Origin of the sequence: Pseudomonas abietaniphila, assembly GCF_039697315.1 — a bacterium.
Lineage (GTDB): Bacteria > Pseudomonadota > Gammaproteobacteria > Pseudomonadales > Pseudomonadaceae > Aquipseudomonas > Aquipseudomonas abietaniphila_B.
This window is the reverse complement of record NZ_CP155619.1, coordinates 6,253,312-6,267,699: the sequence shown is the minus strand read 5'-3', so window position 1 is coordinate 6,267,699 and position 14,388 is coordinate 6,253,312. Positions and strand designations below refer to the sequence as shown.

The window sequence follows — 14,388 nt, the reverse complement described above, 5'->3', positions numbered from 1 at the left end:
GGCGCTAAAGGCCAAAGGCATCTTTGAGCAGCGACTCAAGTTGCTTTGGTTTACGCCCCAAGAGTGCTTCAAGTGCAGTACCGGTCTCTTCAAATGCGCCTGCTTTGATCGCCGCGTACCAACCACTCAGAAACAGAGCGACGTGTGCAGGCCAGCCTTCACTTTCACGCGCAAGTATGAAAGCGGGAGAGGAAATGGGCTCATATGCAATCGGCTTCCCCGTCAGGCCTGACAGTGCGTCAGCGATGTCGCTGAATGACCAGGTCTGTCCGCTGTTGAGCAAATACCGACGATTTTCATCGCAATCCTGGCTCAACAGAATCGCACCGGCTTCTGCAAGTTCCTGGTAACAGGCCAGGGCGATCCGGCCGTCACCGGCAGGGCAAGAAAATCCTTCGTGTGCCGCCTGCGCGCCGATGAACATGGGCAGATCGTTGGCGTACAAAGGGTGCCTGACGATGGTGAACGACATACCTGAGTTTTCCAGCATGCTTTCCGTCGCAATGTCGCTGTCGGTGACGCCGTCAATAGGACAGAGATGATCACTGGTGCGCTGGATGCTGGTATAGATCACGTGACGAACGCCAGCGAAACGCGCAGCGTCAATGACATTCTTGTGCTGGGCCGTCCGGTCCGTGAACGCCACTGCCGACACCATATAGATTCTGTCTACACCTTCAAAAGCGCTCACGAGGGTGTCGTAATCGCTGTAGTCGCCGTAACGGACCTCGATGCCCTTCGAGACCAACACCTGTGCCTTATCGTGGTCTCGAGCAAGCGCCACGATATTGGCTGGCGCGCAGCGTTGCAGCAGACACTCTAGAATTGCACTGCCAAGGCGACCCGTAGCGCCAGTGACCAGCATTTTTTTCATCTCATTCGCCTGTGTGGTTAGGAAATACAGGCGGACTATGAAGGCAATCCCGGGGATGAATTAGTCCTCAACAGGTAGAATCAGCTTCAACCAAACGTTGGAGCACCTCATGGAAACCTTGGGGAGTCTCGAGTCATTCGTTCGCGCTGCAGAAGTCGGCAGCTTTTCCGAAGCGGCGCGCCAGATGGGCGTCTCCGCCGCAGCCGTCAGCAAAAATGTCGCCCGACTGGAGACCAGACTGGAAACCCGTCTATTCCATCGGAACACGCGGAGCCTCACCCTGACGGAAGCAGGTGAGGCGTTCTATTCCCAGGTCGCCGGCAGTCTGGAAACTATTCAGGGCGCGATCGCTCAGCTGGGCGCCGCTCGCGACGTTCCTGCAGGTCGCTTACGTGTGAACGTGGCACCTTCCCTGGCATACGATCATCTCCTTCCCATGCTTAAACTCTTCAAGCAACGCTACCCCGCCGTGATACCGGATTGGCAACTGGAAATCCGCCGGGTTGACTTGATCGGTGATGGGTTCGACGTCGCCATTGGCGGAGGCATGGAGCTGTCCCCGGGGGTTGTCGCGCGGGAGATCGCCAAACTCCACCTTGTGGCAGTCGCTTCACCGGAATGGCTGAAGGGTCGGCCGCTGCCTTTGACACCTGCAGATTTACAGGGGCAGCCTGGTGTTGTCATGCGATCGACGGACACCGGCAGGCTGCGCTCCTGGACCCTGCGTAATCGCGCTGGGGAGACGTTCGATTTGAATCTCGAACCGGCGGCGATCATGAACGATCCAGAGGCGCTGTGCAGTTGCGCCCGAATGGGGTACGGCGTGGCGCTGGTGCCAGTGGATCGCGCCTGGCCATGGCTGCAAAACGGAGAGTTGACGCGATTATTGCCGGATTGGTACGTGGACCTGGGTCCGGTGTCCGTCTATTTTCCTGCGCGCAAAGCCTTGCCTGCCAAGACCCGCGTTTTTGTCGACTTTTTAGTGGAGCATTTCCACCAGACAATCAGAGACAAGTTCAGGGCAGACTGATACCTGCGCAAGCCGCCTGGACTGTCGGGCAACAGACAAGGCAGGCATTGGACAGGTCAGTTCATGCAAGAAAACTGATCCCCACGACGACCAGCATCAAGGCGAACAATCGCTTTAGCATTTTGGGTGACAGACGGTGTGCCAGTTTCGCGCCGAATTGCGCGAAGAACATGCTGGTCAGCGCAATGCCGATCAGCGCAGGCAGGTACACAAATCCCAGGCTGTGCTCCGGCAATAATGGATCATGCCGGCCCAGCAACATGAAACTGATCGTCCCCACGATTGCCGTCGGAAACCCGCAGGCGGCCGAGGTCGCCACGGCCTGCTGCATTGTGAGGCTGCGCCATGTCAGAAACGGCACGGTCAAAGAGCCCCCTCCAATTCCAAAGATGGCCGACGCCCAACCGATCAGGATGCCGGCACCGGCCAACGCGCTTTTACCTGGAATTCCGCGGACGACTTTGGGCTTGAGATCCAGCGCCATTTTGATCGCCATCACAATGGCGAACACACCAATGATTTTCTGAAGATTGGGGCCTGCAATGCGGCTGGCGGTGAAAGAACCCAGCACCGCGCCAATCAGAATGCCAATGGTCATCCAGCCAAATACGTTCCACTGCACGGCGCCTGCACGATGATGCGCGCGTACCGACAGAATGGTGGTGAAGATGATGGTTGCCAGTGAGGTGCCTACCGCCAGATGGGTCAATACCGAACTGTCGAAACCTTGCACCGTGAAACTGAAAACAAGCACCGGGACAATGATGAGGCCGCCGCCGACGCCGAACAGGCCGGCGAGCACACCGGCGCATGCGCCCAGGGCAAGATAGAGCAAGAATTCCATGAAGTTCTCCGAATAAGAGCACGTGGCGAAGGCAGATTTGGTGCGACTACACCGTGCGGTTTAAGGGATTGCTGTCGATGGCGCCAGTGTCGGCTCCCTGCACTCACTGCGGAATTACCAGCGTTTACAATCCAGCATTTCATCCGCAGCAATAGGGAGACCTGGCTGGCAACCCCTCCAACATGGCCTGCGCCATGTCGATCCTCACCGGAACATCATTCGGGTTGTGTTGAACGTTGGCGCTTGTCATCGCTCTCCGAATGATCATTTCGCACCGTGAAATGCAGAATTAAGTCAGAGAGATATTCTGCATTGCAGACCTTTGCAGGAGGATGGCGCATTCCCTCGCCGAGATGGCCGCCATGCACACACCCACGGAAGAGAGCAAAACGTCGCCCTGGCACGAGGGCGAGTTGCGTCTGCAGCACAGCGTCGGCGCAATCGAGCGAATGGTCAAACCCGGTCAGCTGCAGATGGCCCGAGACTGGCTGCCTGATCAGCATCGGGAGTTTTACGCCCAGTTGCCTTTCGTGGTGCTGGGCAGCGTCGACCCGCAGGGCAACCCCTGGGCTACGCTGCGTGCCGGACAACCGGGTTTCATGCATTCGCCCGATCCACGGCGGCTGGTCCTCGATCTGCCTCGGGAACCGGCGGACCCCGCGGATGCGGGCATGGAGGACGGCGACGGTATCGGCATGCTCGGCATGGAACTGCACACCCGGCGTCGTAACCGGCTCAATGGCTTCGTACGCCGCCGCAGTGACGCCGCCTTCGAGATCGACCCGACGCAGTCCTACGGCAATTGCCCGCGGTATATTCACCTTCGTCGCTACGCCTTCGACGACACGCCGCCGGGCGAGGTCAGCCAGTCCGACGCTCTGAACGAACACGACATCGCCACGATAACCGCCGCGGATTCTTTCTACGTCGCCTCCTACGTCATGCGTGACGGACAGTGCCAGGTCGATGTCTCCCATCGCGGCGGCAAGCCTGGCTTCGTAAAGGTGGACGAAAACGGCGCGCTGACCGTGCCGGACTTCAATGGCAATCTGTTCTTCAACACCCTCGGCAACCTGTTGATCAACCCGCGCGCTGGCCTGGTGTTTGTCGACATGCGCACTGGCGACTTGCTGCAGATGACCGGGCGCATCGAGGTCATTCTCGATTCCGCTGAGACCCTGGCTTTCATCGGCGCCGAACGCATGTGGCGTTTTTTCCCCGAGCGTGTGATTCGCCGTCCCGGCGGGTTGCCGTTGCGTTGGGTCGACATGGAAAACGGCACATCGCCCAACGTGCTGATGACGGGCAGTTGGGAAGACATGGACAGGCGGCTGAAGGCAGCCGCCCTGCAACAGAGCTGGCGTCCCTACCGGGTCATCGACATTGTTCAGGAGAGCGAAACCATCCGTTCATTCCACCTGCTGCCCGATGACGGCGTGGGTGTGCCGACCCGCCTGGCCGGGCAGCATCTGCCGATTCGTGTCCCCCTTGCCGGACAAGACAAGCCACTGGTGCGTACCTACACGCTGTCCAGCGCGCCGACAGACGATGTGCTGCGCATCAGCGTGAAACGTGAAGGCGTTGTCTCCACGCACCTGCACGACAACCTGCAGGTCGGCGATCTGATCGAGGCTCGCGCCCCGGCGGGGATCTTTACCGTCGACGCTGCGGTCCGCCGCTCAGTGGTGCTCCTCGCGGCGGGCGTCGGTGTGACGCCGGCACTGGCCATGGCGCGGCACCTGGTTCACGAGGGGCAGCGCACCCGGTATCTCCGACCTACGTGGGTGTTTCAGTCCGCGTCCAACAAGGCGCAGCTTGCCTTTCAGGCAGAATTCTCGGCGCTCGCCGCCGCCTCGGAAGGCAAGCTGCGCTACGTGCGGGCCTTGAGTAACGTCACCGGTGCCGAACAGGGTGTGGATTACGAGCGAGAGGGCCGCTTGAACGTCAGCCTGCTGCAAGAGCTCTTGCCGTTCGGTGATTACGACTTTTATCTGTGCGGCCCGCAAGGCTTCATGCAACAGATGTATGACGGCCTGCGGGCACTGGATATCAACGACTCGCGCATCCATGCCGAAGCGTTCGGTCCGTCCAGTCTGCAACGCTCTGCGAGCAACGCCGCACCCGTGGTGGAACTTGCGCCGATCTCCAGCGAGTCAGTGCCGGTGATGTTCATGGCCTCGACCAAGGAGGCCCGCTGGAACCCAGGCGGAGGCTCGCTGCTGGAGCTGGCCGAACAACGCGACCTGGCGCCACCCTTCGGCTGCCGTGGGGGTTCTTGCGGCACCTGTCGCACCAACATTCTGCAGGGCGCGGTGACCTACGCTCAGCCGCCGGAGTTTCCGATTCCCGCCGGTGAAGCACTGATTTGCTGTGCCTTTCCTGCTGCCGGGACTGAGCCGCTGCATCTGGAGCTATGACGCACGGTCCATGACACAAACCGCCTGCTGCCCAAACACATTGATGAGCACGAGGGTTTGAAAATAGCGCGTTGCTGTCGGCCTCACGCCAGCAGCACGCGTTTGAGCCAGCTGTACAGATTCAACCCTTCGCGGGACAACTCGCCATCAGCGCGGCGGCACAGGTAATAGGCGCGACCGTCGTCGAGGGTCTGGTCAAACAGCTTGAGCAGCTCCCCCCGATCACGCAGCGGCGCGATCAAGGGCTCGCGCAGCAATGCGCAACCCAGCCCATTAAGTGCAGCGGTCAGCGCGAGCTGGCCATCCTCGAACAACAGGCCTTGCAGCGCTGCCGGGTGCCTGATTCCGGCAGCTTGCAACCATTGCCCCCACGTACCGCGTTCCTCGTCATGCAGCAATGGCAGATCGATCAATGCCTGCGGCGTATCAATACTGCCGTGACGCGCCAGAAAGGCCGGACTGCACCACGCCGTCACGTCCCCGGAAATAAGCGGCTCGCTGTGGTAACCCGGCCAAAGCCCGCTGCCAAAGCGAATGGAGATGTCAGCGGCGTCGCTGGGGTAGCTACGGTGATTGGCGTAGGTCACGTTGACGTCGACGCCAGTGTTCTCGGCAAGAAACTCGCCGAGCCGTGGAATAAAGAGATTGATGCCGAACATCGGAATCAGGCTGATGGTGACCTGCCGCGTCGCCGACTTTTCCCGAACGTGCTCGGTGGCGCTGCGCAGCACGGAAAATGCCGAACGGATCGCCCGGTAGTACTCCCTTCCCTCGTCGGTCAGGATCAGATTGCGCCCCTGCCGTGAGGTCAGCGCCTGGCCGAGAAACTCCTCAAGCAGACGCAATTGATGGCTGATGGCCGAGGGCGAGACATCCAGCTCCCGGGCAGCGGTATTGACGCCACCATGACGCGCGAACGCCTCGAAAGTCCGAACGGCCCGTAGCGGAGGATCATTATTTAACTGTTCTATATTTTTCATGTGTTGAGTTTAAAACCAATTAAGCCGCCTGAACAACCCAGAATGATGCTTATAAAAGCGCATATATTCGCAAATCACTTACCCTTATAGGGTTATGAACTTTTGATAGTTGATAAATATAGAATGATTGCCTAGTGTGCGTTCCGGCAAACCGTGAAGCATCTGCTGTAGCAAGAACAAGGGGGTATCCCGCATCGAACGGGCCGCCCTTTTCTGACCGTGAACCGAGGAGAACCGACATGAGCGCTGTCGAAGGTGAACTGGGCATCCTGGCCCGGCGGCGAATCGAAGCTGAGATCATCAAGCCGATTTACGAAATCCTGGTGCGCGACTATGGCAAAGAGAGCGCCCAGGCAGTGATTGGCGAAGCTGTTTCCCAGGCGGCCGTCAAAGCCGGCGAGTACTTCGCTTCCCGCGAACCCCATGGACCGAACCTGGAGGGTTTTGTAGCGCTGCAAGAATTGTGGGAGAAGGACGACGCGCTGAAGGTGGAAATCATCGCCAGCGACGCGACCCACTACGACTACGACGTGCACCGCTGCCGCTATGCCGAGATGTACCACGAGATGGGCCTTGGCGAGATCGGCCATCTGCTGTCCTGTAACCGCGACGAGGTGTTCATCGTCGGTTACGACCCCAACGTCGAACTTACGCGCACGCAGACCATCATGCAGGGCGCGACGCATTGCAACTTCCGCTACAAGGTCAAGGATCAGGAGCCTGGGCAATGACAAGTTTTCCCCGGATCAACGCAGCCCGCTTCTGGGATTCACTGATGGAAATGGCTCAGATTGGCGGCACGCCCAAAGGCGGGGTCTCGCGCCTGGCACTGACCGAAGAAGACCGGGTCGGCCGTGACCTGTTCGCCCGTTGGGCCACGCAAGCGGGATGTACGTTGCGCATCGACGCCATGGGCAACATGTTCGCCCGCCGCCCTGGCCGTGATGAGAGCCTGTCACCGGTGCTGACCGGCTCCCATGGCGACTCCCAGCCAGCGGGTGGCAAGTTCGACGGCATCTACGGCGTACTCGCAGGCCTTGAAGTGATCCGCACGCTCAACGATCACAACATCCAGACCGACCGCGCCATCGAGGTGGTCAACTGGACCAACGAGGAAGGCTCGCGCTTCGCGCCGGCGATGATCGCTTCTGGCGTCTACACCGGCGTGTTTGATCTCGAATACGGCCTGTCCCGCACCGACGCCAAGGGCATCAGCATCGGCGAGGCGCTGAAGCATATTGGCTACGTGGGCACCGAGCCCATGGGCGGGCGCGAGATTCACGCCGCCTTCGAACTGCACATCGAGCAAGGCCCCATTCTAGAAGTCGAAGACATCACCATTGGCGTGGTCACCGGCGCACAAGGCCAGCGCTGGTACGAAATCGAACTCACTGGCCGCAGCGCCCATGCCGGTACAACGCCGATGAGTCATCGGCTGGACGCCCTGCTCGGCCTGTCGCGGGTCGTCGAAGCGGTGAATGCGATGGGTGTCGCTCAGGGCGACGAAGGGCGCGCCACCGTGGGTTGGGTCAACGTATTCCCCAACTCGCGCAACGTCGTGCCGGGTCGCGTGTTGTTCAGCGTCGAATTCCGTCACCCCGACGAAGCGGTCCTGGAAATCCTCGACTGGGAGCTGCGTCGTGAAGTGGTGGCCATTGCCGAGAAGATCGGGTTACAGCATGAGTTAAAACAGATCTTCCAGTACGCGCCCATAGCCTTCGATGCGGCCTGCATCGACAGCGTCGAGCAGGCCGCCATTGAGTTGGGTTACAGCCATCGCAAGATGATTTCAGGCGCTGGCCACGACGCCTGCTACCTCAGCAAGGTCGCACCGACGTCGATGATCTTCGTGCCTTGCGTCGACGGTTTGAGCCACAACGAAGCCGAATACATTCACCCTCACTGGGCCGAAGCCGGTGCTAACGTTTTGCTGCTGGCGATGCTGGATAAAGCTGCACGCTGACCCGATGCAGTCTCGTTGACTGCCCGGCGCTGAGACAGGCGCCGGCAAATCAACGTGAGACCTGCGCGGCGCCTCGCGCTCAGCGATCAACCACGGCGGTAACGCAACCACACCCCGCCGCCTTCCTGCACCTCGGCCGACGCCAGGGTCAGGTGAACCGGTTGCTTCCACGCACTCGGCGAAATCTCGAAGGATGCCGGGTGCGCTCCCCGGCCATCCACCAGCGGCAGAATCAGGACACTGACCTCGTCCACCAGACCGGCATTCACGAACGAACCACTGATGTGCGGGCCGCCTTCGACGATCAAGCGCTTGCAACCCAGCTCCTTGTGGAGCGTGTCGACAACGTACTTCAGGTCGATATCGGTTTTGCCGGCAAACAGATAGGACACCCCGATGGATTGCAAGTACGCCAGGTAATCGTCCGAAACGCCTTCGGTCAGGACCTCGACCACGTGAGAGCCCAGCGCCTGATTGTTTTTCCAGCCCACTTTTCCGTGAGGATCGATGGAAATGGCATAGGAGGCAGCGTTGCGATCAACGAAATGGGGCGTCCGAGGAATCGGCGATGTGGCCAGGCCTGTCGGGTAGCCTTCGTCGTGCGCCACTTCCTGCATGGTCACGCGCCCGCAGATCCATGCGTCGAATTCAAAGGTCTTGGCCAGCTTTTCATAAAGCTGCCCGGCGGCATTTTTGAAAGGGCGATCCCAGCCGTCGGTAAGTGCGTGGCCGTCCAGAGACGACATCATGTGGCAGATGACATAAGGCTGCATGGTGGGCTCCAACTGCAGTTGCACAGTACATGCCTTCGGGTTTTAACCCGGGCACATCGTTTTCCGGCGACCGCCTGACGGCTGGCAGAGAACTGGAACGTCATCGGGGATGAATCGGCAGCCGGAGAAAAGTGGATACCGCCCGGCGCTAAAGGTTCAGCGTTTGCGAAAACACGCAAAAAAAAACGCCGCATCGTAGAAGCGGCGTTCATGTGAAAGGCAATTCATACGTCATAAGGCAGTTTACGCGTTACCCGTTCTGACGACCGTAGCCCTGGATGGTGTAATCAAGGGTGTGCTTCACGCCGGCACTGTCGAGGTAGACGATTTGCGCATTGACCGGGCCGTCTACTTTTTGAACGTCCTGAGCTGTTGTGCTGCTGATGACTTTCGACACATCCAGCCCTTTATGCTGGTTGTAGCGTTGAGTTTGCGCGCTGACCTGAGCATCGCTCACCGAACTGACCGACTCTTGAGCGGAGGCATAGACGCTGGCCAACGAGAGTGCCGCGAACAGTACATATTTCATGATGTATCTCCAAAGATAAGGGACTTAGGTGAGCAAGCTGTCATGTTGTTTGCTCTTGGGACTTATCTTCGTCGCCAGATGAAACGAAAGGAAATCGCATGATCCGATAGTTCGCATCAAGGCGGTTGATGGCAGCACGCCTGTTATCAATGCTGACGATGAGCAGACGCCCACTGATTCAGGATTGCCCGTGCGACACGGCTTTCACCCTGGCCGGACTATTTTTTTACATCACCGGTTGTACGCTCTCTGCCGAATCGAATGTTCGCAAGAGACCACTCCCGCATGTTCCGCCCGCCCAGCACACACGACATTCTCACCATCGAAGACCTTTGCCTCAACGTCACGCAGTGCAAGGTGGTTCGCGGCGGAAAACCGTTGAGACTCAATCCCACCAACATTGAAGTACTCGCACTGCTGATGCGCAGAAGCCCGGCCATCGTGACGCAGTCTGAAATCGCAGCGGTCTTGTGGGGCGACGGGATGCTGAAGAACAAGAACGGAGTGGCCACACGCATTCATGAGATCAGGCAGGTCGTCGACGTCGGCTTCGAGGTGCCGCTGATTCACACCCTGCATGGCGTGGGATACCGGCTCGCGGCGGTGGACGATGCCCCTGAAACAGACGCGACACATGAGCACCGCTGACCACGACGCGCAGACAGGTCTGCGCTATTTGTCCGCGTCAATCGACAGTATTGTTTCGCTTCTGGAAATACAGTCTTGTCAAACGGTGGCTGGCGGGGCGTGACGTGAGTCGGTACATTCAAACCCATCAAATCCGCCGATTTGATACCGCTCCTTCAAGCCGCTACGCCGTCTGAGATAACGGAATAGCGGCTTTTTTTGTGCCCGTTTTTCTTGCCCATCCCTTCAAAAGTTCGCAGGCGTGTTAGCGCTGATGATCTCGGCTTCATCCTGACCGATATTACGGAAGCTGTGTGGCAGCGTGGTCGGGAAGTAGTAGCCGTCGCCGGCATTCAGAATGCTGATCTGTCCGTCGACGGTCAGCTCAATGGTGCCACGCGTGACCAGCCCGCACTCCTCACCTTGCGCATGCACGATCGGTTCAGCCCCCGAACCTGCGCCAGGTGCATATTGCTCGCGCAGCATCCGCATCTGACGGCTTGGCACCGACGCGCCAATCAGCAACAGGCGCAAGCCGTCGCGGCCGAGATCGGGTTGCTCGCCTGCGCGGAAGACATAACGTTGTTCCTGCGGAGGCTGGTCGAACGAGAAGAAGTCGGCCAGGGTCATGGGAAACCCTTCGAGCAGCTTTTTCAGCGAGCTGACCGAAGGGCTGACGCGGTTGAGTTCAATCAAGGAGATGGTGCCGTTGGCGACACCGCTGCGTCTGGCCAGCTCTCGCTGGGACATCTTGTAGCTTTCCCGCACTAACTTGAGTCGTGACCCCGTATCCATGACAGCCCTATGTAAAAACCGGAGGGTATCGGGAGAATGGACACCCCAGCATGACGCTGCAGGCCGTTCCCCCGTTCGAGTGGGGGTGATTAGAGCACGTTTAAGCGCCCCAACCTATACGGCCACGCGACATCTGGAAACGCGAAAATCAGCGGTCTTGCGGCGGGTACTCCGCCACGAATTGCCCGATCACGTCGGCGAAATCATGGTCAGCGGTAAAGCCCAGCCCCTTCGCATAACGTGCCGTGAACGACCCCGGCCACGACCCGACAATTTTCTCGATCGCAGGATTGCGCTCCAGACGAATGCGGCGGGCCACCTCATCGCCCGCCGTGCGGCGCAACGCATCGATCATGTCCTCGACGGTAATCGACAGACCGGGCATGTTGATCACCCTGCCCGCCCTCAATTGCTCGCCTGTCAGTTCATGACCGTGAATCAGGTTGCTGATTGCCTGCGCCGGGGACATCAGCCACAAACGGGTATCCAGCGGTACCGGACACACGCTTTCCTGTCCGTTGAGGGGTTCGCGGATGATCCCGCTGGCAAAACTGGACGCCGCCATATTGGGCTTGCCGGGCCGCACAACGATGGTCGGCATGCGCAGGCTGCGCCCGTCAACGAAACCCCGACGACTGTAGTCGGCAAGCAGCAGATCATTCATCGCTTTTTGAGTGCCATAGGAGCTTTGCGGCGCCCACACCTGATTGTCCTCGACCTGCGCCGGCAACTGACCGCCGAACACCGCGACTGAGCTGGTCATCACCCATTTTGGGCAATGTCCCAGGCTGCGGATACGCTCCAGAAGATTCTGCGTGGCGGCGAAGTTGATGCGCATGCCCAACTCGAAATCCTGCTCGGCCTGACTCGACACCACTGCAGCGAGGTGAAACACACTGTCCGTTTCGGCACTGACCAGTCCTTCCAGCACTTGCGGGTCGGCGATGTCGCCACACACGACCTGCACCCGTTCATCCTCGATACCGCTCAGCGGCACCACGTCGAATGCCACGATGCGGCGGATGGTCTGTTTGACGCCCTGGCGATCGCTCAACGCGCCGCGCTGCAGGAGTGCTTCGATCAGGCGACGGCCCAAAAAGCCAGCCGCACCGGTCACGAGAATATTCATGGATGGCTCCTAATGCTCAGCGGTTAACAAGTTTGGCGGGGATACGGAACACCAGCGCCGCGCCGAGAAACAGTGCACTGGCCATGACGTACATGCCGATGGTGGTGCTGTGCGTCATGTCCTTGAGAAAGCCCATCAAGTAGGGCGAGACAAAGCCAGCCAGGTTGCCGCACGAGTTGATCAGTGCGATACCGGCAGCCGCAGCTGTACCGCCCAGAAACGCAGTCGGCAGCGGCCAGAACAACGGCAAAGTGCTCAGCGCCCCCATTGCCCCGAGGGTCAGGCCAATCATCGAGACGGTGAAATTGTCACTCCAGGTCGCGGAGATGATCAGACCAATACCACCGACCACGGCCGTCAACGCCAGGTGCCAGCGACGCTCACGCAGTCGATCGGCGTTGCGCGAGACCAGAACCATGGTGGCAACAGCCGCGCCGTAAGGGATCGCCGTCAGCAGGCCGATCTGCAGAAGATCCGTCACGCCCGCTTGACGGACCAGGGTCGGCAGCCAGAAACCTACCGTGTAAAAACCGGCGATCAGGCAGAAGTAGATGCCGGTCAGCAGCCACATGCGTGGCTGGAGAAACACTTCTCGAACGCTATGAGCGACATGCCCGTCTGTTTCGGCATCAATGCGCGACTGCAGCAGCGTCTTTTGCGCCTGGGTCAACCAGCCGGCATGGGAGATCCGGTCACTGAGGCAGAAGATCACCAGGATACCAACGGCAATCGAAGGCAACCCCTCTATGAAAAACAGCCACTGCCAACCGGCATAGCCATGGGCGCCGTTGAACGCGGTCATCAACCAGCCCGACAGCGGCGCGCCGATCAGACCGGACAAAGGGACTGCCGTGGCGAACATCGCGAACATCTTTCCGCGGCGGTGCGTCGGGAACCAGTACGACAGGTAAAGGATGACGCCGGGATAGAAACCGGCTTCCGCCAACCCCAGCAGAAAACGCATCACGTAGAACGAGGTCGGCGTGGTCACGAAGGCCATGCACGAGGAGATCACACCCCAACTGATCATGATGCGAGCGATCCACAACCGTGCCCCGACTTTGTGCAGGATCAGGTTGCTGGGGATTTCCACGAGGAAGTACGCAATGAAGAAGATCCCGGCGCCCAGGCCGTAGACCGCTTCGGAAAAATGCAGGTCATCGGACATTTGCAGCTTGGCGAAGCCGACGTTGACCCGGTCCAGGTAGGCCAGCAGATAACACAGCAACAACAGCGGCAGAATCCGCCAGGCGGCTTTGCGATAAGCCGCGTCTTCTGAAGCGTCGACAACCGGAATGCCGGCGTCTTGAGCCAGTGATTCACTCATCTCTTTCCCATCCCTTTGTTTTTGTAGTGGGGTGTCTGTGGGTAGAACCAAGCGTTACAGCGACGTACGAATCGGCACAGAGCGCCGTGTTCGGAAAAAACAAGTTACATAATACGTCATACGAATTCAAGGCGTCTGTGACACGGGACGTCGTGCGTAAAATGCAGTAACGTTCTCTGATTTGACGCACGAGATTGTTATGGTCCAGCCCGCTCCTTCCTCGTTACCGAACACCCCGGCCAGTTTGAAAGATGCCTCCAAGGGCACGCTGGCCGATCAGGTTACTGCGGCGCTGAAAGCCCACATTGCCAGCGGGGAAGCCCTGCCCGGTTCGCGTTTGCCGACGGAGCCGGTGCTGTCCGAGCGCTATGGCGTCAGCCGCACGGTGATTCGCGAAGCCATTTCAAGGCTCAAGTCGGCGGGCCTCGTCGAGGTGCGCCAGGGCAGCGGCACCGTCGTCTGTGAAGGTGCGCACATCAAGGCGTTCACCCTTGATCTGGATGTGACCGGCTCGATCGAGGCCGTGTTGCGGGTCACGGAATTGAGGCGCGGTATCGAAGGCGAAGCGGCGGCGCTGGCCGCGCAACGGCACAGCGCTGCGCAACTGGAGGCGATTGAACGCGCGCTGAAGGCCATCGATCTGGCCGAACACGAAGGACGTGACGGCGTAGAAGAGGACCTGGCCTTTCACCTGTCGGTGTCCCACGCCACGGGCAACCCGCTCTACCCTTCCCTTCACGAATTCATCGGTCAGTTCGTCAAGGAGGCAATCCGCATCACCCGCTCGAACGAAGAACGCCGTCGGGACATGGCCAAAACCGTGCGCGTCGAACATTTCGCGATTTACACCGCCATTGCAGCGTGCGATCCCGAGGCCGCGCGACATGCGGCGCTGAGCCACATCAACAATGCGGTGGAACGGTTGAAGAGTGCCGATCCGGCGTTCTGGCAAAACCCTGGTGCCCGAACTTCGTGATCCAGATCTTCATCAGAGACGTTTGACCGTTCGTCGCTTACTCCTAAATGGGAATTAGTTATAAATCCATTTTCACAAAATATTCACGCCACAAGGGTCAGTCTGCACCTACTCCTTTTGATCC

At 59.3% G+C, this 14,388-nt stretch carries 14 protein-coding genes; 6 read left to right on the top strand and 8 right to left on the bottom strand.

The window, feature by feature from the left end; genetic code table 11:
• Positions 1-4: 4 nt before the first annotated feature.
• Positions 5-874 carry an SDR family oxidoreductase gene (locus tag ABDX87_RS27680; RefSeq protein ID WP_346830758.1) on the bottom strand — a complete coding sequence of 290 codons (870 nt, stop codon included), beginning with the start codon at positions 872-874 and terminating at the stop codon, positions 5-7.
• Positions 875-983: 109 nt separating this feature from the next.
• Between ABDX87_RS27680 and ABDX87_RS27675 the strand changes: the two genes are divergently transcribed.
• On the top strand, positions 984-1,904 hold the full coding sequence (locus ABDX87_RS27675) for a LysR family transcriptional regulator (protein ID WP_346830757.1): 921 nt from the start codon (positions 984-986) through the stop codon (positions 1,902-1,904).
• 61 nt (positions 1,905-1,965) lie between these two features.
• Here ABDX87_RS27675 and ABDX87_RS27670 read toward each other — a convergent pair whose 3' ends face one another.
• Positions 1,966-2,748: a sulfite exporter TauE/SafE family protein gene (locus tag ABDX87_RS27670; RefSeq protein WP_346830756.1), complete on the bottom strand. Its 783-nt coding sequence runs from the start codon at positions 2,746-2,748 to the stop codon at positions 1,966-1,968.
• 332 nt (positions 2,749-3,080) lie between these two features.
• Here ABDX87_RS27670 and ABDX87_RS27665 point away from each other — a divergent pair, with 332 nt between their 5' ends.
• On the top strand, positions 3,081-5,165 hold the full coding sequence (locus tag ABDX87_RS27665; RefSeq protein WP_346830755.1) for a pyridoxamine 5'-phosphate oxidase family protein: 2,085 nt from the start codon (positions 3,081-3,083) through the stop codon (positions 5,163-5,165).
• A gap of 83 nt (positions 5,166-5,248) precedes the next feature.
• Here the strand turns inward: ABDX87_RS27665 and ABDX87_RS27660 are convergent, their stop codons facing one another.
• Complete coding sequence (locus ABDX87_RS27660; RefSeq protein ID WP_346830754.1) at positions 5,249-6,145, bottom strand: LysR substrate-binding domain-containing protein; 897 nt, start codon at positions 6,143-6,145, stop codon at positions 5,249-5,251.
• 239 nt (positions 6,146-6,384) lie between these two features.
• On the opposite strand from ABDX87_RS27660, the gene ABDX87_RS27655 reads away from it, so the two are divergent.
• Positions 6,385-6,876 carry an L-2-amino-thiazoline-4-carboxylic acid hydrolase gene (locus tag ABDX87_RS27655; RefSeq protein ID WP_346830753.1) on the top strand — a complete coding sequence of 164 codons (492 nt, stop codon included), beginning with the start codon at positions 6,385-6,387 and terminating at the stop codon, positions 6,874-6,876.
• Entirely contained in the window at positions 6,873-8,108 is a 1,236-nt protein-coding gene (locus ABDX87_RS27650) for a Zn-dependent hydrolase (protein ID WP_346830752.1), read from the top strand. The genes ABDX87_RS27655 and ABDX87_RS27650 overlap by 4 nt, the downstream gene beginning before the upstream one ends.
• Before the next feature lie 86 nt (positions 8,109-8,194).
• On the opposite strand, the gene ABDX87_RS27645 is transcribed toward ABDX87_RS27650, so the two are convergent.
• Both ABDX87_RS27645 and ABDX87_RS27640 read right to left on the bottom strand, forming a co-directional pair.
• Positions 8,195-8,881, bottom strand: coding sequence for a dihydrofolate reductase family protein (locus ABDX87_RS27645; RefSeq protein ID WP_346830751.1), 687 nt, complete (start codon positions 8,879-8,881; stop codon positions 8,195-8,197).
• 250 nt (positions 8,882-9,131) lie between these two features.
• A complete protein-coding gene (locus ABDX87_RS27640) occupies positions 9,132-9,410 on the bottom strand; it encodes a DUF2790 domain-containing protein (RefSeq protein ID WP_346830750.1) in 279 nt (92 codons plus the stop codon).
• A gap of 285 nt (positions 9,411-9,695) precedes the next feature.
• On the opposite strand from ABDX87_RS27640, the gene ABDX87_RS27635 reads away from it, so the two are divergent.
• A complete protein-coding gene (locus tag ABDX87_RS27635; RefSeq protein ID WP_346830749.1) occupies positions 9,696-10,058 on the top strand; it encodes a winged helix-turn-helix domain-containing protein in 363 nt (120 codons plus the stop codon).
• Positions 10,059-10,283: 225 nt separating this feature from the next.
• Here ABDX87_RS27635 and ABDX87_RS27630 read toward each other — a convergent pair whose 3' ends face one another.
• From ABDX87_RS27630 to ABDX87_RS27620, 3 genes are all read right to left on the bottom strand, one after another.
• The gene (locus ABDX87_RS27630) at positions 10,284-10,832 is read right to left on the bottom strand and encodes a cupin domain-containing protein (protein WP_074750725.1); all 549 of its coding nucleotides are present in this window, start codon (positions 10,830-10,832) and stop codon (positions 10,284-10,286) included.
• A gap of 148 nt (positions 10,833-10,980) precedes the next feature.
• A complete protein-coding gene (gene denD / locus ABDX87_RS27625; RefSeq protein ID WP_346830748.1) occupies positions 10,981-11,961 on the bottom strand; it encodes a D-erythronate dehydrogenase in 981 nt (326 codons plus the stop codon).
• Between the two features lie 16 nt (positions 11,962-11,977).
• Complete coding sequence (locus tag ABDX87_RS27620) at positions 11,978-13,288, bottom strand: MFS transporter (RefSeq protein ID WP_346830747.1); 1,311 nt, start codon at positions 13,286-13,288, stop codon at positions 11,978-11,980.
• A gap of 199 nt (positions 13,289-13,487) precedes the next feature.
• Between ABDX87_RS27620 and ABDX87_RS27615 the strand changes: the two genes are divergently transcribed.
• The gene (locus ABDX87_RS27615) at positions 13,488-14,264 is read left to right on the top strand and encodes a FadR/GntR family transcriptional regulator (RefSeq protein ID WP_346830746.1); all 777 of its coding nucleotides are present in this window, start codon (positions 13,488-13,490) and stop codon (positions 14,262-14,264) included.
• The last annotated feature ends 124 nt before the right edge of the window (positions 14,265-14,388 follow it).

Excerpts from the sequence above, each read along its gene's own strand:
- ABDX87_RS27660 (WP_346830754.1), bottom strand. The coding sequence starts at position 6,145 with ATGAAAAATATAGAACAGTTAAATAATGATCCTCCGCTACGGGCCGTT.
- ABDX87_RS27680 (WP_346830758.1), bottom strand. The coding sequence starts at position 874 with ATGAAAAAAATGCTGGTCACTGGCGCTACGGGTCGCCTTGGCAGTGCA.
- ABDX87_RS27665 (WP_346830755.1), top strand. The coding sequence starts at position 3,081 with ATGGCGCATTCCCTCGCCGAGATGGCCGCCATGCACACACCCACGGAA.
- ABDX87_RS27670 (WP_346830756.1), bottom strand. The coding sequence starts at position 2,748 with ATGGAATTCTTGCTCTATCTTGCCCTGGGCGCATGCGCCGGTGTGCTC.
- ABDX87_RS27615 (WP_346830746.1), top strand. The coding sequence starts at position 13,488 with ATGGTCCAGCCCGCTCCTTCCTCGTTACCGAACACCCCGGCCAGTTTG.
- ABDX87_RS27620 (WP_346830747.1), bottom strand. The coding sequence starts at position 13,288 with ATGAGTGAATCACTGGCTCAAGACGCCGGCATTCCGGTTGTCGACGCT.
- ABDX87_RS27645 (WP_346830751.1), bottom strand. The coding sequence starts at position 8,881 with ATGCAGCCTTATGTCATCTGCCACATGATGTCGTCTCTGGACGGCCAC.
- ABDX87_RS27635 (WP_346830749.1), top strand. The coding sequence starts at position 9,696 with ATGTTCCGCCCGCCCAGCACACACGACATTCTCACCATCGAAGACCTT.
- ABDX87_RS27630 (WP_074750725.1), bottom strand. The coding sequence starts at position 10,832 with ATGGATACGGGGTCACGACTCAAGTTAGTGCGGGAAAGCTACAAGATG.
- denD (WP_346830748.1), bottom strand. The coding sequence starts at position 11,961 with ATGAATATTCTCGTGACCGGTGCGGCTGGCTTTTTGGGCCGTCGCCTG.
- ABDX87_RS27650 (WP_346830752.1), top strand. The coding sequence starts at position 6,873 with ATGACAAGTTTTCCCCGGATCAACGCAGCCCGCTTCTGGGATTCACTG.
- ABDX87_RS27640 (WP_346830750.1), bottom strand. The coding sequence starts at position 9,410 with ATGAAATATGTACTGTTCGCGGCACTCTCGTTGGCCAGCGTCTATGCC.
- ABDX87_RS27675 (WP_346830757.1), top strand. The coding sequence starts at position 984 with ATGGAAACCTTGGGGAGTCTCGAGTCATTCGTTCGCGCTGCAGAAGTC.
- ABDX87_RS27655 (WP_346830753.1), top strand. The coding sequence starts at position 6,385 with ATGAGCGCTGTCGAAGGTGAACTGGGCATCCTGGCCCGGCGGCGAATC.